Origin of the sequence: Streptomyces bohaiensis, from assembly GCF_012033785.1 — a bacterium.
Lineage (GTDB): Bacteria > Actinomycetota > Actinomycetes > Streptomycetales > Streptomycetaceae > Streptomyces > Streptomyces bohaiensis.
Genome location: NZ_JAAVJC010000014.1, coordinates 1 through 21,429, shown reverse-complemented (window position 1 = coordinate 21,429; position 21,429 = coordinate 1). Strand labels below are relative to the sequence as shown.

Below are 21,429 nucleotides of genomic sequence, written 5' to 3'. Positions count from 1 at the left end.
GCGGGTGGCGGTGGCGTGTCAGACGCGGGCGGGGGCCGCGTGGTGGGCGACGGCGGCCCGCAGCTCCCTCGCGACCGTCGCCACCTCCTCGTCGGTGAGTGCCTGGTGGAGCGGGAGCAGCAGGGTCGACTCGGCGGCCGCGTCGGTGCCGGGCAGCTCCGGGTGGTCGGTGCCGTAGGCCGGGACCCGGTGCAGCGGCGGGTACCGGAACGTCGTGTAGATGTCGCGTTCCAGCAGGGTGGCGGCGACCCGGTCGCGCACCGCGGGGTCCAGTTGGACCCAGTAGAAGTAATGGGAGGAGGTGCGGCCGGCTGCGGGCCGCGGCGGGAGGCGGACGCCCTCGGCGTCGGCGAGCAGGGTGTCGTAGGCGGCGGCGACGGCGCTGCGGCGCTCGACGAACTCCGGGAGCCGCCGCAGTTGCACAGTGCCGATGGCGGCGGTCAGGTCGTTGCCCAGCACGCGGCGGCCGAAGTCGGTGACGTCCAGCTCCCACCAGCGGGAGGAGACGCGGGCCGAGGCGTAGCCGCTGGGGCGGGCGAGGCCGTGGTACGCGAGGACGCGGGCGCGGCGGGCGAGTTCGGGGTCGCGGACGTGGAGCATCCCGCCGTCGCCGGTGGCCATGACCTTCATCGCGTCGAAGCTCCACACCGCGATGTCGCCGAAGGTGCCGCAGCGTCGTCCGTCGACCGTGGAGGCGACGGCGCAGGCGGCGTCCTCCACCAGCGGGACGCCTCGGGCGCGGCACAGTCGGGCGATGGCGGCGACCTCCCCGGGGTCGCCGCCGAAGTGGAGGACCACCACGGCGCGGGTGCGGTCGGTGAGCGCCTGTTCGATGTGCTCGGCGGTGGGGTTGAGGCTGCGGGGGTCCACATCGCAGAACACGGGGCGTGCGCCGGTGGCGGCGACGGCGTTGGCGGCGGCGACGAAGCTCACCGAGGGCATCACCACCTCGTCGCCCGGGCCCAGTTCGAGGAGTTCGGCGGCGAGGAACAGCCCGGCGGTGCAGGAGTTGGTGAAGAGCAGCTGGTCGGCGTCGACGCCGAGGTGGTCGGCGAACTGCTCCTCGAAGGCGCGGGTGCGCGGGCCGCTGCCGAGCCAGTTGGAGGCGAACACCTCGGCCACCGCCGCCAGTTCCGCCTCGCCGAGGCTCGGTTGAAAGACGTTGATCACGGTGTTCCTCCCAGGCGTGCGGCGGACGTCGCGGCGGGTGCGGGTGGGGCGGGGGGTGCGGCGTTCCGTCGTCGGCCGTGCCGGGTGAGGCGTTCGAGGACGGGGACGGTCTCGGCGGGCCCGGGGGCGGCGAGCAGGTCCTGGTAGAGGCCGTCGGCGGCGGAGCGGAAGGACGGCTCGGTGATCAGGCGCCGCAGCCCCTCCCGCAGCACCTCGCCGGAGCGGGTGTCGGCGCGGACGCCGGTGCCCGCGCCGCTCAGGGCGAGGAACCGGCCGGTCATCGGCGCCTCCATCGGAGCGCGCGGGTCCATCACGACCAGTTGCGGCAGGCGGTGGGCGAGGGCGGCGCACAGGGTGCCGTGGCCGCCGTGGTGGATCACCGCGGTGCAGGTCGGGAGCAGTTCGGTCAGCGGGACGTAGTCCACCGTCCGGACGTTGTCGGGGATGCGCTCGGCCTGGGCCCGCTGGGAGGCGTCGAGGGTGGCGACGACCTCGACGTCGAGGCCGTCGACCATCTCCAGCACGCGGTTGGTGAGGAGGGCGCTCTCGGTCGACCAGGCCCGCACCGAGGCGCCGAGGGTGATCGCGACGCGGGGCCGGGCGGGGGGTTCGCGCAGCCAGTCGGGCAGGACGCCGCTGCCGGTGTACGGCACCCACCGCATCCGCACGGTGCGCTGCCGGGTCGGGAGCCGCAGCCGGTCCAGCAGCGGGTCGACGCTCCACCGGCCGTATCGCAGGGCGTCGGTGACCGGGAGTCCGTGGCGTTCGGCCATCGGCCGGACCATGGCGGTGAGCGGGTCCTCGCCGACGGCGGCGGCGCCGAGCCGCTCGGCGGCGGCGGCGTGGCGTTCCGCGGCCCAGCCGAAGAAGTCCGGCCCCCACAGGAAGCGGGCGTGGGCGGCGCCGACCACCTCGGCGGCGACGGCGGCCGCGGGCATGGTGGGGTCCCACAGCACCAGGTCGGGCTGCCAGGCGGTGCAGAAGCCGACGAGCCCGTCGAGGGCAGGGTGCGGGTCGGCGGGTCGGGCGGACTCCGGCTGGAAGTCGCGGGCCGCGGGCAGCAGGAAGTCGCGGTGGTAGGCCCACAGTTGGCGGTCTCGGCCCGTCAGGTCGAGCGCCTCGGTGAGGCGTGCGAGGCGCTCGGCGGTCTCCGCGGGGACCGGCCGCCCGGCGCCCAGCGGCTCCGGCAGCGTGGCCGCGTCGCCGAGCGGGACGGCGGTGAGCCCGGCCGAGGTGACGGCGTGGGCCAGCGCGGGGTGCGAGACGACCCGCACCTGGTGGCCCGCGGCCTGCAGGGCCCAGGCCAGCGGGACCGCCGGGAAGAGGTGGGCGGCGGCGGGCCAGGTGACGAACAGGACGCGCATCTCGGTCTACTCCCCCGGCCGGTTCAGCGCCGCGTCATGGCGGCGAACCACGCCTGGGCCACGCCGGGGGCGAACGCGACGTCGAGTTCGGCGGGTTCGAGGCTGTCGATCTCCCAGCCGGCTCCGGTGAAGCTCTCGCGGACCGACTGCTCGGTGACGCGGTGCGGGCCCCAGCTGCCCGGCTGGCGGTCGCTGAAGCACAGCAGGAAGCAGCGGCCGCCCGGTACCGTCGCCGCGGCCATGGAGCGGGCGACGCGCGGTCGGTCCTCGGGGGTGAAGCAGTGGAAGCAGCCCACGTCGACCAGGGTGTCGAACTGCTCGCCCAACGCGGCGAGCTCGGTGACGTCCCACTCCAGGAAGCGGGCGGTCAGGCCCCGCTCGCGGGCCTTGGCGGAGGCGAGGGCGACGGCGCTGGGCGCTGCGTCGACACCGGTGGTGTCCAGTCCGTACTCCGCGCACAGCAGGGCGTTGTCGCCGCTGCCGCAGCCGACGTCCAGCACCCGGCCGCGCAGCAGGCCCTCGGCCGCGATGCGTCGCAGGGTGCGTTGCGGTCGGTGGATCTCCCACCCGGCTCCCGGTTCGCCGGCGTAGTGCCGTTCGAAGATGTCGACGCCGCTGCCGGTCGGCAGGGGGCGTCCGGCGCCCTCGCCGGCGCCGCGCGACGGCTCGTTCATGCCCACTCCCCCGGTCCGCGGTCGTGCTGCCGGTCGGGTCGGCTCCCCCGCGTGCCCTGCCGGGGCGGGGGGCCGGTGGCAGCCCGGCCGCCAAGCTAGTGCACGACCGCGCCCGGTGGCGGGTGTCGCCGTGCGGCCGTGACACATATCAGGAACCTTCGCCGGGCGGTTGTCCTCCTCCGCGCGATGTGTCTACCTGGCGGTCGCGGTGGCCGCCCCCACCTGCGCGGGGGCTGCGGGCGCGCCGCGGCGCAGATACCAGACGGTGGTGGACCAGAGCACCAGGGCGGAGCCGGCGCCGGCGGCGGTCAGCACGCCGGTCACCGGGGCGCCGGCGAGCGCGACGACGGAGCAGACCGCGCCGACGAGGACGAGGAGTCCGCCGGTCCAGCGGTACTCCGGGTGGCCGAACGGGCGGGCCAGCGGGAAGAAGTGCACGCCGACCACGACCGCGATGAACGCCGGAATGAGGTTCTGGTGGCCGGTGACGTTGCCGGCGACGATGACGACCCCGATGCCGATGCCCTGACCGGCGTTGCACCAGGCGAAGGTGCGGGAGCTGCGTTCGTACGCCTCCCGTTCGCCGGTGCCGTCCAGTCGGCGGGCGGCCAGCACCAGCAGGACGAGGGCGACGAGCACGCCGACGGCGAGAGCGGCCGGCCGCGCCGGGCCGTTCAGCACCACCGAGCCGACGCACCACCAGACGGCACCGAACAGCGCGAGGATCATCCCGGAACCGCGCGTACCGGGAAGGGGGTTTGCTGCGGGAGTTGCGTTCATGCTCACCATCCAAGCGGATCGTCGGCCGCGGCGTGCGGCCCGCCGCGGTGGAATGCGGGCGGTGACAGGACGCCGGTTCCCGTGCGGCTGCCGAGGGCGGCGCGACCGGGCGAAGTGCCGCTGTCGCGGGAATCCTGCGCTATTCGCAGGGGCCGGGGACGGCCGGCGACCGGCGGGTCGCGCCGCCCGGGCGGCGGCTCCCCGGCGCCCGTTCACCGTCCGTACCGGCGCGGCGGTGCCGGATGCGGGCGGGGGTCGGTCGCGACGGCGCACCGCCGCCCGGCGGGACATGTCGCGACATGACCGCCCCGGGCCGGATCGGTCGTCGCGCTGCGGCACCCCCCGCGGCACCACCGGTGCGCACTCCGGTGCGCACTCCGGTGCCCGGATCGCCGCCGGCGGGCTCCGCGGACGCTCCGGAGCGGACCCGGGCGCTCCGCCCGGGAGCGGATAGTCACCCGAATCCGCGCAGTAATCGCTTACCGGATTCCGGTGGTGCAATTCGGACCCTGCTCGATCAGAAACAGCACACTCATGTCCCAAGATCACCAAAATGCTTGTCAAATTTCTCCTAGGATTCTTCAATCTATGTCAAGATGTGGCCGTTTCCCGATGGTCGGGGCAGGACCGGTACGCGCCCAGGCGCGGAGGGGCTGTGAGGACAGCCGCTCGCGACCACCCGGTTCGCGCGCCCCGCCCGTCGACGTGGCAGGCACCACGCACCACTTGCACCGGCTCGGGGGAGTTCTCACACATGTCCATCCGCATCGTGCTGGCCTACGAACGATGTCTCTTCGCGGAGGCGCTGGCGCGCATCCTCGACGGCGTACCCGACTTCGACGTGGCGGGCATCGCAGGTCAGCGGCACGAGGTGCTGCCGGTGGCCCGCCGCAAGGACGCCACCGTCCTGGTACTGGGCGAGAGCCTGCTCGACGAGGCGGGCAAGGCCGAGAGCTTCGCGCTGCGGATGCGCCGCGAACTGCCGATGTGCGGCATCGCCGCCATCCTGCCGACCGGGGACGGGTCGGACCCGGCCGGCCTCCCCCGACACGACGGCATCCGGTTCGTGCCGGCCGACGGCAAACTCCCCCACCTGGTGGACGCCATCCGGGAGATCGAGGGCTCCCGGCTCGCCGGCACCCGCGCGACGTGCCAGGTCCCGCGCCGGACACGCTGTCTGGGCGCCCGCGAACAGGAGGTCCTGCGGTCCACCATGAGCGGTGCCTCGGTCAAGGAGATGTCCAAGGAGCTCTTCCTCGCACCGGGGACGGTGCGGAACCTGGCCTCCTCCGCGATCGGGAAGCTCGGCGCGCGCAACCGGTTCGACGCCGCGCGGATCGCCCTGGAGCAGGGACTGCTGTAGCCGCTCCCGCGCGGCGCGCCCGCCGGGGGTACCGACCGGAACGGGGGCCGGGGGCGCGGCGGTCGCCCGCACCCCCGCGCCCCCGGCCCCGCCGGCGGCCCGCGTCAGAGGAGCCCGCGCTCCGCGGCGATGCGGGCGGCGTCGAAGCGGTTGCGGGCGCCGAGCTTGCGAATCGCCGAGGAGGCGAGGTTCCGCACGGTGCCCGGGGCGAGGTACAGGTCCCGGGCGATCTCCTTGATGGTGCAGCCGGCGACGGTCGCCCGCAGGATGCTGCACTCGCGGTCCTTGAGCTGCGCGGCGCCGCCCCCGGCCGCGTCGTGCGCGGCGGCCCCCTCCGTCCCGGCCGCCGGTGCCGCCGCCGAGACCTGCCGTATCGTGCCGATGAGTTCGGCCAGCCGTGCCCTGCGGTGCACGACGCCGACCCGGCAGGAGTCCCGCAGCCGGGTGAGCGGCGGGTGCGTCGACTCGTCCGCGATCAGGGTGACGCCGCAGGACGGCAGGGCGCGCCGCACCTCGTCGGCCAAGGCCAGGCTGCGCGGCGAGACCCCGCTGACGACCAGCACGTCGGCCGCCGTCCGCCGCAGGGTGGGCACCACCTGGTGGTGGGCATCCGCCACTCCCGTGACCCGGAACCCCTTGACGTCGCCGAGGCAGACCGCGAGCGCCTCCGTGAGAATGGGCCGGTCTCCGGCGACGACGATCTGCGTGGTCCCCCGACAGGTCCTCGCCGCCGCGTGCGTACTGGTGATCATGAACAGCACCCCCGTGCTTGCTTCACTGACAATCCCGGTGTCGGCGCGCGCTACGCGCGTCGTCCGACGAACAACCCGCGGCCGTTGGGGCCGCCGGGCACATGGGTCACCTCGCATCCCGCCTCCCGGAACGCGCGCCGGTACTCCTCCTCGGTGAACAGCGTGTACGTCTCGTACTCGGTGAAGTCCCGGATGCCCCCGCTGTCGGCCACGGTGTACCGCACGGTCATCCGCGTCACCAGGCCCTCGCGCGCCGAATGGGAGATCCGGCTGACCGCGAGGTGGTCGTCCTGGGCGAGCGCGGCCGACACGAACCCGTCGAGGAACCGGTCGGGGAACCACCAGGGTTCGGCGACCAGGACCCCGCCGGGCGCGAGATGTGCGACCAGCCGTTCCGCCGCGAGGCGGAGTTCGTCCGTGCTGCGCATGTACCCCATCGAGAAGCAAAGACACAGGACTGCGTCGAAGCGTGTCCCGAGGTCGAAGGTGCGCATGTCGCCGGCATGGACGGGAGCGGTGAGCCGCGCGCGGGCGATCTCCCGCATCGCGGGGGAGAGTTCCACCCCGGCGACGGTGGTGAAGTGCTCCTGGAACCGCTCCAGGTGGGCTCCGGTCCCGCAGGCGACGTCCAGCAGCGAGTCCGCGCCGGGGGCTCGGTCACGGATCAGCTCCGTGAACCGGTCGGCCTCGGACCGCCAGTCCCGGCCGCGGGCGCCGTGGACGAAGTCGTAGATCCTGGCGTGCTCCTCGCTGTAGGCCGTCGGCACCGTCGGCGCTCCCCCGTGCATGGCTGTCCCTTCTTCGTTCGCCGTCCCGCTACACGTCCGAAGCGGAACTACTGGTTCCACTTCGGGGTTGCTCAGCCGCCGCGGACGGCGACGGTCAGCGCGTCGTAGCCGTAGCTCCAGTCCGTCTCGCGGGGGTCATGGGGCCGCGCCAGCGCGACGTCCCGCTTCCGCTGGTCCGGGCCGTCCGGCAGGTGCATCCGCGCCGTCCGCTCCCGCGCGGAGCGCTGGAGGTCGGTGGTGCGCGGCACCCGCAGCTCCTGGTACCGGCGCAGCGCCTCGGGCACCGCGGCGGCCCCGGCGGCCGCCAGGCGGACGGCGAGCGTCACGGCGTCCTCGACCGCCTGGTTCGCCCCCTGGGCGGCGAAGGGCAGCATCGGGTGCGCCGCGTCACCCAGCAGGGTGATCCGGTCGGTGGACCAGCGCTCCAGGGGGGTGCGGTCGTGCAGGGCCCAGCGGCCGACCCGGTCGGCGGCGTCCAGCAGCCGCACCACCGTGGCGTCCCAGCCGCGGTAGGCGGCGGCAGCGGCGCCCGCTTCGGCGGCGGCGGTCCAGGACTCCTCGGCCGGCGCGGCGCCCGGGGTGGTCGCGGCGAAGCTCAACGACCGGCCGCCGTCCACCGGGTAGCAGACGCAGTGCCGGCCGGGACCGAGCCAGACCCGCACCCGCGGATCCGCGGCCAGCGCGGGGAACCGCTGCGCCGGGACCAGCCCCCGGTACATGAACTGCCCGGAGAACACCGGGTCGTCGGCGGCGAGCGCGCTCCGGACCACCGAGCGGATGCCGTCGGCACCCACCACCACGTCGGCCCGGTGCTCGGTACCGTCGGCGAAGCGCAGCACCACCGCGTCGGGCTGCTCCTCCACCGCGGTGAGGCGGTGCCCCGGTCGGACCGCCGCCCGGGTGCGGGCCAGCAGCAGGGCGTGCAACTGCCCTCGGTGCACGGTGGTGTACGGCGCGCCGTACCGCTCCTCGCAGGTGGCGCCGAGCGGGGCGCGGGAGAGCAGCCCGCCGTCCTCCCAGCGCAGCAGGTCGAGGGAGAGGGGCCGCACGGACCTCTCGGCGAGGCCGGCGCCGACGCCGAGCCGGCGCAGCAACTTCACCGTCCCGGGAGCGAGTTGAAGGCCGGCGCCCACCTCGGAGAGGTGTTCCGCCCGGTCGAAGACGGTGCAGTCGAGGCCGACACGGGCGAGCGCGGCGGCCAGGGTGAGCCCGCCGATCCCCGCGCCGACCACGGCGACCCGCAGTGCGTTCGGCGCCCCGCCGCCCGGTGCCCGGGCGGCGGGGCGGGAGTCGTGCGCCGTCACTGCTCGCGGCAGAACTCGTCGATCGGGTAGCCGACATGGCGGTCGGCGGTCGGCAGATGGCCCAGCACCTTGTCGCCCGGCTTGAGTTCGGTGCTGTTGAGGACGGCGTCCCCCGGGCCGAGGACGCGCACGTGCCAGTCGTCCTGGAGGATCAGGTTGACCGTCTGGCCGTTGGGGGCGATCGCATCGATGGAGATGAGCGGCCGGGTCTCGATCTTCACCCGCCCCACCGAGACGGTGCGGGTGCGGCCCTCGGTGTCGACGGCCAGCACCCGGCTGCCGGCGACGAGTTCGCTGAGGTACTGGGTGCGGCCCTCGTCGGCGACCGTGTAGGAGTGGATGGCGCCGGCGTTGACGCGGAAGGGCCGGGTCGGCATGTACGGCAGCGGGTGGGTCTCGCTGACGCACAGCACCATGCCCTTGGAGTGGGAGCCGACGAGGATGCCCTCGTTCTTCCCGAGGTACGAGCAGGTGTCCACGCAGGCGCGCTCGCCCATCCCGATGTGGGCGGTCGCGGTGACCTCCAGCTCGACCAGCGGGATCTTCCCGGTCCGGTCCCCCGCCACCTGCTTGAGGGCGGTGGCGTCGCCGACGGCCCGCGCGGGCATCAGCACGCCGTCGGAGCCGAGTTCGAGGACACCGAAGATGATCTCGGCCTCCTCGACGTCCTTCGCCACCGTGATGAGGGCGCCCTCCGCCTCGGCGGCCGCCGCGATCACGATCTCCAGCGGGATCTTCGTCGGGTCGCGGAAGTCCAGGACGCTGAACCGCTCGGTCCGCGCGGCCTCGATGGCCTCGTCCAGGCTGGCCGCGTCGGTGATCTCCACCAGCCGGCCGAACTCCACCGACGGGTGGGCCTTGGCGCGGGCCGCCGTCGGCCCGGGCACCACGACGAGGTCGACCTCGCCCAGCTCCGCGGGAAGCTTCCCCTTCGCGGGGATCAGCACCTTGCGGACGGTCGGCGGCAGCCCGGCGAGGTGCGCCGGGTCGTCCGCGACGATGCCGTCGATCCGCTGGTGCGCCGCCTCCTCGACGACGGCCGCCCGGGCGGCTCCCGCCGCACGAACGTCAAGCCAGCACAGTCTGTTCGAGCTCACTGCCGCACCCCTCCATGAAGTGACCGGGACCGTCCTCGGGGAACCCGTGGACCACGCGGGCCACACGGGCGGCCATGGCCCCCGGGTCGGACGACTGGAAGATGTTGCGCCCCATGGCGACCCCGGCGGCGCCGCCCCGGAGGACCTCGCGGGCGAACTCCACCGCCTCGTCGTCGGTGCCGCGCCGCGGTCCGCCCGCGCAGACCAGGGGGACGGGGCAGGCGGCGGTCAGCTCCCGCATCGCGGCGGTCGACCCGACGTAGGGCGCCTTCACCAGGTCGGCGCCGAGGTCGGCCGCCAGGGTGACGGCGTGGGCCACCAGCTCCGGGTCGCGCGGGTCGGCGATCTCCGGGCCGCGGGGGTAGACCATCGCCATCAGCGGCAGGTTCCAGCGGTCGCAGGCGTCCGCGACGGCGCCGAGGTCGGCGATCTGGCGGCGCTCGTCGCGCGACCCCATGTTGACATGGACGCTGACGGCGTCCGCGCCCATCCGCAGCGCGTCCTCCACGCCCGTCACCAGGTACTTGGCGTCCGGGTCCGGGGCGTGGGCGGTGCTCGCGTTGAGGTGCAGGATCAGCGACATGGTGGCGAGCCGGGCGGCGGCGATGTGCCGCAGGCTCCCCTTGTGGACGACGATCGCGTCGGCGCCACCCGCGGCGAGCTGGCCGGCGAGCCGGTCCACGCTGCTGCCGCGCGGGATCACCGGTCCGTCGCTCAGCGAGTGGTCGAGCGGGACGATCATCAGCCGCCGCGGGTCGTGCCGGAACAGCCGGCCCAGGCGGACGGCCCGCGCGAAGTGCTGGTGCGTGGTCACGGTGTTCCCTTCGACGGGGCGCCGACCCGGGCGTCCCCGTGGGGGACGGACCGCAGGAGGGCTGTGTCGGGCTTGCCTCGCTCGGTGAGGGGGAGCGACTCCCGGAAGGCGAAGGCCACCGGCGCGTGCAGCGGCGAGAGCGCGGCACCGACGTGGGCCCGCAGCTCCTCGGCGGAGCAGGTCGCGCCGGGCCGGGGCACCACGGCGGCATGGACGTGTTCGCGGTGGTCCGCGTCCCGGACGCCGTAGACGGCGGCCCGGGCGACGCCCGGATGGGAGAGGAGCGCGGACTCCACCGCCACGGGGTGGATCTTCAGGCCGCCGCTCTTGACGACCTGACCGCTGCGGCCGGCGAGCCGCAGGTAGCCGTACCGGTCCCAGTGGCCGAGGTCGCCGGTGCACAGCCAGCCGTCCCGGAGGGTGCGGGCGGTGTGCGCGGGGTCGGCGGAGTACCCGTCCATGACGGTGCGGGACCGCACCCAGACCTCGCCCTCCTCCCCGCGGGGCACCTCGGTGTCCGATCCGGGCTCGCGGATCAGCACCTCGACCCAGGGGAAGGGCCGACCGACGGTGGGGAGCAGCTCCGGTTCCCGGTGGTCCTCCGGGGTGAGGTTGCTGATGCCGCCGGCCTCGGTGGTGCCGTACAGCTGGATGAGTGCCGGGCCGAGCAGCGCGTGTGCGGCGGCGATCCGGTGCGGCGCCGCGGGGGTGCCGCTGTAGATCACCCGGCGCAGCGGCGACAGGTCGGCGCGGGCGGTGGCCGGGTCCTCGACGAGGGCGTAGAGGTGCGGCACGGCGAGGTACACGTCGGTGACGCGGTGGTCCGCGACGGCCCGCAGCACGGCGGCCGTGTCGAACCCGGCGTGCAGCAGCACCCGCCCGCCCTCGGCGAGGACGGCGTCCGCCATCGGGCCGATGGTGTGGCTGAGCGGCGTCACCGCCAGCATCACGGCGGGGGCCGCGGGGTCGGTGGTGCCGGGGAAGGAGGCGACGAGGTGGTTCCAGACCGCGAACGACTGGTCGATGCCCCGGGGCTCCGCGGTGCTGCCGCTGGTGAAGGCGACGACGGCGCGGCGCTCGGGGGCGTACTCCGGCAGCTCCTCGGCGCGGACGGGGTCCTCGCCGAGCAGGTCCATGACGTCGGGGGCGGTGAATCCGTAGCCGGCGGTCCGGAGGGCGCCGTCGGCGCGGTCGCGGAGGTCGGCGGCGCGGGCGGCGTGGTCCTCGTCGGTCACCAGGACCGTGGCACCGCACTCCCGCAGCAGCCGCGCCTGGGTGGCCGCGGGCAGTTGGTCGGCGTCGGAGCGGGGGTTGGCGGAGCGGATCTGGACGACCGCCGCGCCCAGCAGGTGGGCGGCGTACCGTACGACGAGCATCGCCGGATGATTGGGTCCCGTCAGGACCGCCACCGTCGCGCCGGGGCCCGTCCCCGCGCGGCGCAGTCCTCCCGCCGTGGCCAGCACCGCGTCCACGACGGCGGGGCCGTCCAGGTCGCCGTCCCCGGGGCCGAGGACGGCCCGTGAGGGGGTGCGCGCCAGACGCCACAGGACCCGGTGGACATAGTGTTCATGTCCGGCCCAGGAAGCTGTCGCTGCGATCGTGGACATCACGGCCTTCTTCGAGGGAGCGGCGACGGGAGATGGTGCCTGTGCGACGCGATACGCGCGCGTCGCACAGGCACCGCTCTGCCGTGGTGCGTCAGCAGCAGCAGCAGGAGGACGAGGAGGAGGAGGACGAGCAGCAGGTGGTGTCACCGCTCGACGCGCCCATCTCGGGCAGCGCGACACCGCCGGCGACCTCCATGGTCTCCAGCTCCTCGATGTCGAAAGAGCCGAACAGGGCGTCGGCGTCCATGACCTCAGCGTTCATCGGAATACCCCTTCAGTTGTGAAACGACGCCAGTCGGGAGACTGGTGACACGCATCGTGACCAACGCGTTCCGGTCGCAGCAATCGCCGGATGGGGGTCGCTGACATTTATCACTACTTGGCCCGCCGTCACTCGGCCGCGGGTACCGACTCCTCCTTCCTGGCGTGTACTTGGTGGTGGATGCTCCACCGGCCCGGTCGCCGGGGCGATCCGCGCGAGGCGATCACCGCGGCGGGCCAAGGCCCGGCGGGCCCCGCCCGCCGCGGCGCCGGGACGCCGTACGACGTCTCCACGAAGGGGAACAGCATGGTCCCGCCCAGGGAACGGCCCGCCGCCGACGGCCCCGCCCCCGCCGTCTCCGTCGGCCCCGCCGCCTCCGTCGACCCCGAGCGCGACGCGGACGTCCTGGTGGTCGGCTACGGCCCGGTGGGGCAGCTGCTGTCGCTGCTGCTGGCCGACCGGGGGCTGCGGGTGGCCGCGGTGGAGCAGTGGCCCCGGCCCTACCCGCTGCCGCGGGCGGTGGCCTACGACGGGCAGGCGGCCCGGGCGCTCGACGCGGTCGGGGTGGGCGAGGAGTTGGCCCCGGTCACCGAGCCGTCGCCCGACTACGTCGTGACGGACGCGGCGGGCCGGGCGCTGCTGCGGGTCCCGCTGCGGGCCGACGGCCGACACGGCCGCCCCGACTCGACCTCGGTGCACCAACCGCGCCTGGAGGCGGCGCTGACCGCGCGCGGTGAGCGCCTGCCCGGGCTGCGGGTCCACCGCGGGTACCGGGCGGTCGGTCTGACCGCCTCGGACAGCGCGGTGGAGCTGGTCGCCGAGGCGGCGGCGGACGGCGCCCCCCGGCGCCTCACCGCCTCGTGGGTGGTGGGCTGCGACGGCGCCAACAGCTTCGTCCAGCGCGAGCTGGGTGGCGAGGTCGACGACTTCGGCTTCGCATTGGACTGGATGGCCTGCGACGTGGTCCCGCACCGGCCGGCGGAGTTCCCGCCGCGCAACGACCAGGTGGCCGATCCGGCACGGCCGCGGGTCGCGGTCTCCTCCGGCCCGGGACACCGGCGGTGGGAGTTCATGCGGCTGCCAGGCGAGGACGTCGACACCTTCGCCACCGAGGACCACGCCTGGCGACTGCTGGCCGGGTTCGGGGTGACCCCGGAGAACGCCGCCCTGACGCGCCACGCGGTCTACACCTTCGCCGGGCGCAACGCCCGGCGGTGGCGCCGGGGGCGGGTGCTGCTGGCGGGGGACGCCGCACACCAGATGCCGCCGTTCGCCGGACAGGGCATGTGCTCCGGCTTCCGGGACGCCGTCGGCCTCGCCTGGCGGCTGGCGCTGGTGGTCCGGGGACGCGCCGATGCCGCGCTGCTGGACGACTACGTGACGGAGCGGCGGGCACAGGTCCGGCACTCCATCGACCTGTCGGTCCGGCTCGGTCGGCTGATCTGCGTCACCGACCCGGAGGCGGCCGCGGCGCGGGACCGCTCGATGCTCGGCCAGGCGCCGCCGGAGGGCGGGGCACCGGGCGCGGCGCCGGGGATCGGTGACGAACTGCCCGGCGAGACCCTGGCCGCCGGCTTCCTCTTCGGGGGCGGCGGGGCGCCCGCCGGCCGACTGGTCGGACAGGCGCGGCTCACCGGCCCGGAGGGGACGGACCGGGCGGACGCCGTGCTCGGCGACGGGTTCGTCCTGCTCTGCCGCGAGGACCCCGCCGCACTGGCCGACGCCGAGGCGCTGGCGCTGCTGCGGGAGCTCGGCGGGCGCGCGGTGCGCGTGCTGCCCGCGGACGGCACCGAGGGCGCGGACGGCGCCGACAGCAGTGGCCCTGGGGCCGGCACGGTCCGCGACACCGACGGGGCGTACCTGCCGTGGCTGGCCGAGCTGGGGGCCGTGGCGGCGCTGCTGCGGCCGGACCACTACCTCTACGGCGCCGCGGGCGACGCGGCCGGCGTCGGTCGACTGCTGGCCGACCTCCGGGAGCGGCTGGCCGGATAGGGCGCGCCGTGCGCGCCGTTCGCGCCGGTCCGCACGGGTCCTCCCGGGCCCTCGGCCCCGCCCGCGGGCGGCCTACCCGGTCGGGTGCGGGTCGACCCGGCGGGGCGCCCTGCCCTGCGGCGCGTGCCGGAGGGCGCGCTCCGGCACGCGGAGTCGGCCGGACATCGCCACCGCCGGGCGGGGCCGCCGGCGGTCCACACCGAGGCGTGGGAGGGGTGGCCGCCGCCGGGGTCAGTGGAAGCGTCGGCCCTCGTCGCGGCGGTAGGCGAGCACGGCGAGCGATCCGAAGAGCACGGTCCACACCGCCAGCGAGACCACGGACGTCGGGTTGACCTGGTGGTCGCCGACGACGGCCCACATCAGCTCCACCGCGCCCCGCGTCGGGACGTAGGGGGCGATGGTCTGGATGAAGCCGGGCTCGTCACCGGGGGTGCTCATCAGGCCGCCGCCGAAGGCGAGCGGCAGGAAGATCAGCTGGACGATGGCGAGCGCCGCCTTGGTGGACATCGAGTAGCCGATGGCCAGGCCCATCATGGTGAAGGGCAGCGACACCAGCAGCACCGTGCCGATGGCGAGCACGAAGGCGCCGAACGAGAGGGTGGCGGGGGTGAAGAGCGCCGCGATGATCACGACCGGCACCAGGGAGACCATCATCATCACGATGCCGGTGAAGATGCGGCTCAGGAACTGGACCGCCGGCCCGATCGGCAGGGTGCGGGTGTAGGGGTCCCAGGGCCGCGACCGGTCCTCGGCGACGCCGGTGCCGTGGCCGAAGAGATTGCTGATCATGACCGCGAAGACCACCATCGAGGCGGTGGCGAGCGTCGCGCCGGCCGGGTTGTCGCGGGTGTTGGGCACCACGAAGAAGACCAGCGAGGCCGCGGGGAAGAACGCCGCTCCGAGGATCGCGACGGGGATGCGGACCAGTTGGGTCAGCTGGTAGCGGGTGTGGACGAGTGCGAGAGACATGGTGGCGGCGCTTTCGGTCAGGATCCGGAGATCGTAAGGAAGGCTTCTTCGAGGGTTGCCTGCTGGACCTCCAGGCCGGAGAAGTCCACGTCGAGGCGGACCAGCGCCCGGATCAGCTCGTCGGCGTCGCTGGTCATCACGTGGACCCGCTGGTCGGCGCGCTCCACGCTGAGGACCCCGGGCAGCTCCGGCAGCTCGCCGGCGACCATGCTCACCCGGTGGACCCGGGCCAGGCCGCGGACGGCGTCCACGGTGTCATCCGCGATCACCCGGCCGCCGACGAGGACGACCACCCGCTCGGCAAGCGCCTCGATCTCCTCCAGATAGTGGCTCGTCAGCAGCACGGTGCCGCCGCCGGCGTGGAACTCGCGGATGGAGTCCCACAGCATCCGGCGCGACTCCACGTCCAGGCCGGTGGTCGGCTCGTCGAGGATGACCAGCCGGGGGCGGCCGACGAAGGCCAGCGCCAGCGCCAGTCGGCGCTTCTGCCCGCCGGAGAGGCCGCCGGCCTGGCGGCGGGCCACCTCGTCGAGGCCGAACCGCGCCAGCAGCGTGTCCCGGTCCTCCGGTTCCGGGTAGTGGGCGGCGATCAGGTCCACCGCCTCGGCGACCTTGAGGGTGCCGGGCACCCCGGTCTCCTGCAGCGTCATGCCGAGCGCGCGGCGGTTGGCCGGGACGGAGGGGTCGCCGCCGAACAGCTCGCACCGCCCGGCGGACGGGCGCCGCAGCCCCACCAGGGAGTTGAGCAGCGTGGACTTGCCGGCGCCGTTGGGCCCCAGCAGGCCGATCATCTCCCCTTCCCGCACGGTGAAGTCGACCCCGTCCAGGGCCGTGTGGTCGCCGTAGCGCCGGGTCAGGCCGATCGCCTGGGCGACGACGGTGCGGGTGTCGGCGGGCTCGGCGTGGACGTCCACGGCCACCTGACTGCTGTTCACTGGCGCTCCTGAAGGTCCGGGCGGGTCGCGCCCTGGGAGGGATGGTCGGGGTCGAAGGACGAGGGCGCGGGTCCCTCGACGAGATGGGTGAGCCGGGCGTACGTCTGGAGCTCCTCGATCACCCGCAGCCCGAGCCGGTTGTGCAGCATATGGACGTGGGAGGAGAGGACCTGGCCGGGGTGCAGGTCGGTCTCCGCGCGCACGCGCTCGGCCAGCGCCGCGAGGGCGTCGCGCCAGGGCGCCAGCGGTCCGGGGTCGGCCGGGACGGGGACCGGGCCGGCGGACCGGCACACCTGGTCGACCTGCTGGGGGCCGTAGCCGAAGCCGGTGGCCCAGCCGCGCCACGCCCGGAGGCCCAGATGCGCGAAGGCCGCCTCCTCCTCGGCGTCGCCGAGGGCCCGCCCGGCCGCGTGGGCGGCGCGCAGCGCCAGGGCGGCGCGGGCGCCGGGCGACGGGGCGCGGCGCAGGAAGGCGAGGCAGAGCCCGCTGGAGAGGTGGAAGAGGCGCTCGGACTCCGGCAGCAGGGCGGCGCCGCCGTACCGCTCGTACTCCGGGTGGTAGGCGAAGCGGTGGACGCCGGGGGCGAGGAGTTCCTCCACCTCGGCGTGGGTGGGCTCGTCGCCCGCGGCGGTCATCCGCGCCGCGTTCCGCCGGTACTCCTCCGGCGCGATCGGCTCCTCGCCGTCGCGGGGGCTGCCGGCGGCGGGCAGCTTCTCGGCGAGGACCGCCTCGACGCGCTCGGCGCCCTGCTGGTCGAGTCCCGCGATCCGCAGCCGCACGTGGGGCCCGCCGTGCCAGTACCGCAGGAAGAACCAGGGGTGTCCGGGGACGGCGGCGACGGCGGCCGCCACCACCTCGGTCACCACCCGGTCGTGGGCGGCTACGGCGAGGGTGCCGAGGTGGAGGTGCCACGCGCGCCACGCCGTGTCCCCGTCCCCCGGGGCGGCCGCGCCGGCGGGGGCGGCAGGCGCGGGCATGTCGGGGGCCGCGGGGGTGGCCGGCTGAGCGGTGGCGGGCTCCGGCGGTGGGTGGTTCAACGCAGTGTCTCCTTCAGATCCGCAGGTCGCACAGGAGGCCCCGGTAGCGCGGGGTGCCGGTGATCACCGTGCAGAGCACCATCTCGTCGGCGGGGAGGCCGAGGACGCGCTGGGACGGGATCTCACGGAAGGCGCGGGCGGGACGGGCGTAGAGGCCGGCGGCCGCGGCGGCCAGCGAGATGCCCTGCGACTGCCAGCCCGCCACGTACTGGGCGGCGGTGAAGGCCCCCCGCCCGAACCGCTCCACCAGTTCGCGGGGCCGGACGGAGAGGAACCACACCGCCGTGGCGTGCCGGATGTCGCCGCCGTTGTAGGGGTCGACCCGGTAGCCGTAGTGGGTCTCCAGCTCGGCGGCCGCGCCGGGGTCCTCCCGGACGAGCACGGGCCGGCCGTCGACGAGGTGGTGGACGCCGTCGCGGTGGCCGGCCACGCCCTGGACGACGCCGGTGACCCGCACGGCCCCCGCGATCTCCGCCAGGGTCGGGCCGGGCGGCGGGACCGCCAGCCAGCGGGCGGTCTCGGCCAGCACCTCGGCGGGGACGGTGCGGCGGCGGCCGCTCATGCCGTACATGCCGCGGGGCATCCGTCCCGCGCTGCGGCGCCACAGCACCTCGGCCCAGGAGAGCGGGGAGGCGGGGCCGCCGGCCGGCAGGGCGGAGGTCAGGGGTTCGGCGGGGCCGTCGAACTCCTGTGTGCGGTTGAGCGCCACGGTCTCGTCGAGGACGGGGTCCACCCGGTGCGGGGGCGCTCCGGCGTCGTCCCGCGGCACGGGGCCGGGGGCCGGGAGCGGGTCCGCGGCGGGGAACGCCGCGGCGTCGACGCCCACCGACAGCGGCAGGCTCCACTCCTCCTCCGCGCCGGGGCCGAGCGCGGTGAGCAGCGGTGCGGTCGCGGGGCCGGGCAGCCGGACGGTGCCGCGCAGCCCGAACAGCTCCAGCCCCAGGGCGAGCTGCCGCAGGGCGATGCCCATCTCCAGGTGCACCAGCGAGCCGCGGAACCAGCGGTAGGAGTCCGGGAGCCGGGTGTAGCGGCCGGCGAGCAGCACCTCGGCCGCCGGCTCGGCGGGGCCGTCCCCACCCGGGTCGGCCCCGAGGCCGACCAGCGCGTGGCGGTGGAGGTCGAGCACGGTGGCGCGGTGCGCGTCCTGGACGAACGCCTGCACCGGGAAGCGGGCGCGCACCGACGGGTAGGGGCGGTGGTCGTTGAACGGGTTCTCGGGCTCGCGGCGTTGCAGGCCGAACGCGGTCACCAGGGCGTGGCCGAGCGCCGCGGGCGGTGAGGCCGGGGCGGCGGGCCGGCCGTGCGGGAAGGGTGCCCGCTCCAGCAGTTCACTCGTCCCGTGCGGCAGCGGGTGGCCGGCGCGGCCGCGGGCCGCCTCCGGGAGCGCCGGCGCCACGTGGGTGTCGGGGCGTTCCGGTGCGGGCTCCGGATGCCCGGGGGGCGGCCAGGACGTGCCGGTCGCGTGGGCGAACCACCGGACGTCGCGCGACATGACGTCGACGTCCGGCGGCACCGGGGTCGCGACGTCCGAGGGCTCGTGGCCGGTCGCTGAAGTCATACGCGGTGCTCCGGGGTCGTCAGGGGAAGGGGTGCGGATCGTAGGGTGCCCGGGCCCCCTCGTACGCCGTGCCGGCCAGCGCGGCGGTGAGCCGGGGCAGCCCGGTGAGCCGCTGCTGGGCGTGGCCGAAGCACATGGGGACGATGCCCGGCACCACGGCCTTGGCGGCCGCGAGGCCGAGGTCCCGGTGGTCGCGGGTGGTCTGGTCGACCAGGATGATCCGGTCCAGGCCGGCCGCGGCGAACAGCCCGCGGACGTGGTCCAGTGCGCCGCGGACGTCGCCGTCCGCCGCCCGCAGGACGGAGCCCGGCCAGTCGGGGAACGCCTCCGCGAGGGTGGTGCGGGGGCCGCCGAGCACGGCGGTCGCCCGCTCCCGCCGCTCGGGGAGCGCGTAGAGCCTGATGTGGTGGTCGAGTTCGTCGACGAGCCAGGGGTCGTCGAGCATCCGCTCGGCCTCGGCGCGGTCCCAGTCGAGACGGTCGGTGACGATCTGTCCCAGTTCCCACAGCGCGGCGCGGACCGCCGAGACGGGGTCGAGGCCGGAACCGGCGGCGGTGAAGGTGGCCGGGAAGACCTCCCGGCCGTTGACGGCGAGCGACCAGACCACGGGCACCCCGAGGTCCTGGGTGGCGCACAGCAGGTGGACGGCGAAGCCGCGGGACTCGATCAGGTCGAGCAACCGGCGCGAGACCGGGTCGCCGATCGAGGCGTGCGTGATCTCCGGGAGCGGCTGCGCGCGGTGGAAGCTCAGCAGGAAGGCGTCGCGCTCGGCCAGTTCCAGGAGGGAGTGCAGGGCCGCCTCCTCCGAGCTGGAGCCGAGCGCGCAGCCGCTGGAGGACTCCTGGTAGAGGTGGCGGCGGGGGGCGGCGCCCTGGCGGCGGGCGGCGCGCTGGTCCCGGCGGTAGCGGTAGTCGTACTGGAAGAAGCCGATCTCGGCCGGGACGAGGCGGGGGCGGCCGCTCTCCAGGTCGTGGCCCCACACCCAGTCCATCGGGGTGTGCTCGTCGACCAGGGCGATGCGGGCGCCGGGCCGGGCCGCCTGCTCCTCGGTGTACGTGCCGAAGTCGGCGGGGTCGATCGCGACGTCGGTGAGCGCGGTGTAGGGGGTGTCCGTCAGGACCGGGGCCTCGTGCGGGAAACCCGACATCCGTTCGTACGCCTCCAGGACGGCGATCGGGTCCGACGCCGCGAAGGTCGCCTCCCGGGCGTAGCCGAGGGCGATGGCGTCCGGGAGGACGGCCATGCTCATCGCGAACGGCGCCAGCAGTTCCCGTTGCAGGGCGAGGACCGGGCCGAAGCGGGGGTCGACGACGGCGCGGCGCAGCGCGTCGGGCCGCAGCAGGCCGGCTCCCTCGGCGGCGCGCCCGGGGTTGCCGGGCAGCGCGGGGCGCGACCGGGACTCCCGGGGAGGCGGCGGCGGGACCTGCGGTCCGTCGTGCACCGGCGCAGCGCACAGCGGGCAGCCGAAGTGGCGCGGCACGCGGTGGCGGCGGATCCCGCGGCCGGAGACCGCGTACAGCTCCCCCGGGGCCAGGGGGTGTTCGGCGAGGTGGGCGACGACGGGGGCGACCAGGGCGGCGAGCAGCGGGGCGCGCGGCGCGGCGCGGCCGGTGGCGTGGGAGAGGTCGGCGGCGAGCGGGTGGGTCACGGCGACCCGGGCGCGGGTCTCGGCGCACCCCGCGCAGCCGGCGGTGGTGCCGGGCACGCGCAGCGGGCCGATCAGCACCTCGTCGGCCAGGACCCGCACCGAGAGGTGGGTGTCCTCGCCGGCGGCGGCGAGCCGGTCGCGCTCCCAGTCGGCGTCCCAGCCGAGGGTGACGGCGGTCCGGCCGCCGGTCGCCTCCCACAGGGGATGCAGCACCGCGCGCCAGGACGCGGCGGCGGCGCCGGCGAGCGCGGGGCCGCAGGGGAGGGTGTCGGCCGTCGGGGACGCCGGGGGGTGGGTCGTGGTCATGCCTCCACCGCCGGGTGGGTGGTGGCCGCCACGGCGCCGCGCCAGAGCGGGACGGTGCCGAGCACGGGGTCCTCGCGGTCGGGCGTGCCCTCGTGGCGGACCCCGTCGCGCAGGGCGCAGGCCACGGCCTGCCGGCGGAGCAGCGCCAGTTCGGCGCGGTCGGCGGAGAGCAGCACGTCGGTGCGGACCCCGTCCGGGACGCGCGGCCCGCCGGGTGCGGCGGCGGCCTGGACGGCGGCCAGCAGGGAGCCGAGGACGCCGTGGGCGGCCTCGTTCTCGTCGCGTCCCCAACTGGCGCCGTTCCACGGAAGGTCGGTGTCTCCCGCGCTCGGCCGCGCCAGGACCCAGTCCAGGCCGGGGCGGCGCAGCAGCGTCACCGCCGGGGGCGTGACACCGACCTCCGCGAGGGCCCGCAGCACCGGTGCGGTCTCGGGGGCGGCGGTGGCGGAACTCCAGGTGCCGCAGGGCTCCGCGGTGTCGGCGAGCAGGCGCAGCGCGCCGTCGAGCAGCCACTGCTCCTCGCTGACGCCGGCCGCAGCGACGCCGTGCTCCGCCGGCCGGTCGCGGCGCAGCGCGGCCAGCGCCGCCGCGAGGGTCGCGGTGCGCTGCTCCGCGGCCCAGGCGACCAGCGGGCCGGGCTCGCCCTCGGTGGTGGCCTCGCGGAGCGCGAGGGGGAGCTGGGGCAGTTCGGGGCCCGGGGTGACGGTGAGGAGGCCGGTCCAGCGGTCGCTCAGGGCGGTGACCGCCTCGACGGCCTCCTCCGGGGTGGGGGCCGCAGCGGCCGCCGTCCCGGCGTCGGCTTCGGTGTCGGCGTCGGCGTGGACGTCGGTGAGCGCGACCGGCCGGGCGGGTTCGCCGGGGGTGGCGGTGACGACCGGCTCCGAGGCGAGTTCCGCGCCGTGCACCACGTGGGCCGCGCCGGGCGTGCCGGTGCCGGCGAGCGCGTCGAACAGCAGGTGGCCGGCGAGCGCGCCGCCCAGCACCGCCGCCGCGGGCTGCGGCGCGGGGG

The 21,429-nt window shown here is 75.7% G+C and carries 18 protein-coding genes and 1 pseudogene; 2 read left to right on the top strand and 17 right to left on the bottom strand.

From position 1 onward, the window contains the following. Positions 1 to 18: 18 nt before the first annotated feature. The 4 genes from HCN52_RS03610 to HCN52_RS03595 form a co-directional block, all read right to left on the bottom strand. Complete coding sequence (locus HCN52_RS03610; RefSeq protein WP_168086883.1) at positions 19 to 1,170, bottom strand: DegT/DnrJ/EryC1/StrS family aminotransferase; 1,152 nt, start codon at positions 1,168 to 1,170, stop codon at positions 19 to 21. Next, positions 1,167 to 2,534 (bottom strand): nucleotide disphospho-sugar-binding domain-containing protein, encoded by a 1,368-nt coding sequence (locus HCN52_RS03605; protein ID WP_168086882.1) that lies wholly within the window; start codon positions 2,532 to 2,534, stop codon positions 1,167 to 1,169. Before HCN52_RS03605 ends, HCN52_RS03610 begins: the two co-directional genes overlap by 4 nt. Positions 2,535 to 2,557: 23 nt before the next feature. Then, positions 2,558 to 3,208, bottom strand: coding sequence for a class I SAM-dependent methyltransferase (locus HCN52_RS03600; RefSeq protein WP_168086881.1), 651 nt, complete (start codon positions 3,206 to 3,208; stop codon positions 2,558 to 2,560). A gap of 192 nt (positions 3,209 to 3,400) precedes the next feature. Then, a complete protein-coding gene (locus HCN52_RS03595) occupies positions 3,401 to 3,988 on the bottom strand; it encodes a hypothetical protein (RefSeq protein ID WP_168086880.1) in 588 nt (195 codons plus the stop codon). Positions 3,989 to 4,742: 754 nt separating this feature from the next. Between HCN52_RS03595 and HCN52_RS03590 the strand changes: the two genes are divergently transcribed. Beyond that, positions 4,743 to 5,351 carry a response regulator transcription factor gene (locus tag HCN52_RS03590; RefSeq protein ID WP_168086879.1) on the top strand — a complete coding sequence of 203 codons (609 nt, stop codon included), beginning with the start codon at positions 4,743 to 4,745 and terminating at the stop codon, positions 5,349 to 5,351. A 104-nt stretch (positions 5,352 to 5,455) separates the two neighbouring features. On the opposite strand, the gene HCN52_RS03585 is transcribed toward HCN52_RS03590, so the two are convergent. The 7 genes from HCN52_RS03585 to HCN52_RS03555 form a co-directional block, all read right to left on the bottom strand. Further along, positions 5,456 to 6,103, bottom strand: a complete 648-nt coding sequence (locus HCN52_RS03585; RefSeq protein ID WP_168086878.1) for a helix-turn-helix transcriptional regulator — start codon at positions 6,101 to 6,103, stop codon at positions 5,456 to 5,458. A 50-nt stretch (positions 6,104 to 6,153) separates the two neighbouring features. Then, positions 6,154 to 6,891: a class I SAM-dependent methyltransferase gene (locus HCN52_RS03580; protein WP_168086877.1), complete on the bottom strand. Its 738-nt coding sequence runs from the start codon at positions 6,889 to 6,891 to the stop codon at positions 6,154 to 6,156. A 71-nt stretch (positions 6,892 to 6,962) separates the two neighbouring features. Continuing rightward, positions 6,963 to 8,195: an FAD-dependent monooxygenase gene (locus HCN52_RS03575; protein WP_312876518.1), complete on the bottom strand. Its 1,233-nt coding sequence runs from the start codon at positions 8,193 to 8,195 to the stop codon at positions 6,963 to 6,965. Next, on the bottom strand, positions 8,192 to 9,292 hold the full coding sequence (locus HCN52_RS03570) for a 3-dehydroquinate synthase II family protein (RefSeq protein WP_168086876.1): 1,101 nt from the start codon (positions 9,290 to 9,292) through the stop codon (positions 8,192 to 8,194). The genes HCN52_RS03575 and HCN52_RS03570 overlap by 4 nt, the downstream gene beginning before the upstream one ends. Beyond that, a complete protein-coding gene (locus HCN52_RS03565) occupies positions 9,264 to 10,106 on the bottom strand; it encodes a class I fructose-bisphosphate aldolase (protein ID WP_168086875.1) in 843 nt (280 codons plus the stop codon). Before HCN52_RS03565 ends, HCN52_RS03570 begins: the two co-directional genes overlap by 29 nt. Further along, entirely contained in the window at positions 10,103 to 11,713 is a 1,611-nt protein-coding gene (locus HCN52_RS03560) for a class I adenylate-forming enzyme family protein (RefSeq protein ID WP_168086874.1), read from the bottom strand. The genes HCN52_RS03565 and HCN52_RS03560 overlap by 4 nt, the downstream gene beginning before the upstream one ends. A 91-nt stretch (positions 11,714 to 11,804) precedes the next feature. Next, on the bottom strand, positions 11,805 to 11,975 hold the full coding sequence (locus HCN52_RS03555) for a thiazolylpeptide-type bacteriocin (RefSeq protein ID WP_168086873.1): 171 nt from the start codon (positions 11,973 to 11,975) through the stop codon (positions 11,805 to 11,807). A gap of 90 nt (positions 11,976 to 12,065) precedes the next feature. Here HCN52_RS03555 and HCN52_RS03550 point away from each other — a divergent pair, with 90 nt between their 5' ends. Continuing rightward, complete coding sequence (locus HCN52_RS03550; RefSeq protein WP_245174840.1) at positions 12,066 to 13,967, top strand: bifunctional 3-(3-hydroxy-phenyl)propionate/3-hydroxycinnamic acid hydroxylase; 1,902 nt, start codon at positions 12,066 to 12,068, stop codon at positions 13,965 to 13,967. 231 nt (positions 13,968 to 14,198) lie between these two features. On the opposite strand, the gene HCN52_RS03545 is transcribed toward HCN52_RS03550, so the two are convergent. From HCN52_RS03545 to HCN52_RS03520, 6 genes and pseudogenes are all read right to left on the bottom strand, one after another. Then, positions 14,199 to 14,936, bottom strand: a complete 738-nt coding sequence (locus HCN52_RS03545; protein WP_168086872.1) for an ABC transporter permease — start codon at positions 14,934 to 14,936, stop codon at positions 14,199 to 14,201. 17 nt (positions 14,937 to 14,953) lie between these two features. Continuing rightward, complete coding sequence (locus HCN52_RS03540) at positions 14,954 to 15,871, bottom strand: ABC transporter ATP-binding protein (RefSeq protein WP_312876517.1); 918 nt, start codon at positions 15,869 to 15,871, stop codon at positions 14,954 to 14,956. Next, positions 15,868 to 16,908: a thiopeptide-type bacteriocin biosynthesis protein gene (locus tag HCN52_RS03535; protein ID WP_245174839.1), complete on the bottom strand. Its 1,041-nt coding sequence runs from the start codon at positions 16,906 to 16,908 to the stop codon at positions 15,868 to 15,870. The genes HCN52_RS03540 and HCN52_RS03535 overlap by 4 nt, the downstream gene beginning before the upstream one ends. A gap of 13 nt (positions 16,909 to 16,921) precedes the next feature. Next, on the bottom strand, positions 16,922 to 18,466 hold the full coding sequence (locus HCN52_RS03530; RefSeq protein WP_168086871.1) for a hypothetical protein: 1,545 nt from the start codon (positions 18,464 to 18,466) through the stop codon (positions 16,922 to 16,924). Positions 18,467 to 18,485: 19 nt separating this feature from the next. Further along, the gene (locus HCN52_RS03525) at positions 18,486 to 20,420 is read right to left on the bottom strand and encodes a TOMM precursor leader peptide-binding protein (protein WP_168086870.1); all 1,935 of its coding nucleotides are present in this window, start codon (positions 20,418 to 20,420) and stop codon (positions 18,486 to 18,488) included. Next, a pseudogene (locus HCN52_RS03520) lies at positions 20,417 to 21,429 on the bottom strand (hypothetical protein); the annotation flags it as partial. The pseudogene HCN52_RS03520 and the gene HCN52_RS03525, both read right to left, overlap by 4 nt.

Excerpts from the sequence above, each read along its gene's own strand:
- HCN52_RS03605 (WP_168086882.1), bottom strand. The coding sequence starts at position 2,534 with ATGCGCGTCCTGTTCGTCACCTGGCCCGCCGCCGCCCACCTCTTCCCG.
- HCN52_RS03600 (WP_168086881.1), bottom strand. The coding sequence starts at position 3,208 with ATGAACGAGCCGTCGCGCGGCGCCGGCGAGGGCGCCGGACGCCCCCTG.
- HCN52_RS03595 (WP_168086880.1), bottom strand. The coding sequence starts at position 3,988 with ATGAACGCAACTCCCGCAGCAAACCCCCTTCCCGGTACGCGCGGTTCC.
- HCN52_RS03590 (WP_168086879.1), top strand. The coding sequence starts at position 4,743 with ATGTCCATCCGCATCGTGCTGGCCTACGAACGATGTCTCTTCGCGGAG.
- HCN52_RS03585 (WP_168086878.1), bottom strand. The coding sequence starts at position 6,103 with ATGATCACCAGTACGCACGCGGCGGCGAGGACCTGTCGGGGGACCACG.
- HCN52_RS03580 (WP_168086877.1), bottom strand. The coding sequence starts at position 6,891 with ATGCACGGGGGAGCGCCGACGGTGCCGACGGCCTACAGCGAGGAGCAC.
- HCN52_RS03560 (WP_168086874.1), bottom strand. The coding sequence starts at position 11,713 with ATGTCCACGATCGCAGCGACAGCTTCCTGGGCCGGACATGAACACTAT.
- HCN52_RS03555 (WP_168086873.1), bottom strand. The coding sequence starts at position 11,975 with ATGAACGCTGAGGTCATGGACGCCGACGCCCTGTTCGGCTCTTTCGAC.
- HCN52_RS03550 (WP_245174840.1), top strand. The coding sequence starts at position 12,066 with ATGGGGGTCGCTGACATTTATCACTACTTGGCCCGCCGTCACTCGGCC.
- HCN52_RS03545 (WP_168086872.1), bottom strand. The coding sequence starts at position 14,936 with ATGTCTCTCGCACTCGTCCACACCCGCTACCAGCTGACCCAACTGGTC.
- HCN52_RS03530 (WP_168086871.1), bottom strand. The coding sequence starts at position 18,466 with ATGACTTCAGCGACCGGCCACGAGCCCTCGGACGTCGCGACCCCGGTG.
- HCN52_RS03525 (WP_168086870.1), bottom strand. The coding sequence starts at position 20,420 with ATGACCACGACCCACCCCCCGGCGTCCCCGACGGCCGACACCCTCCCC.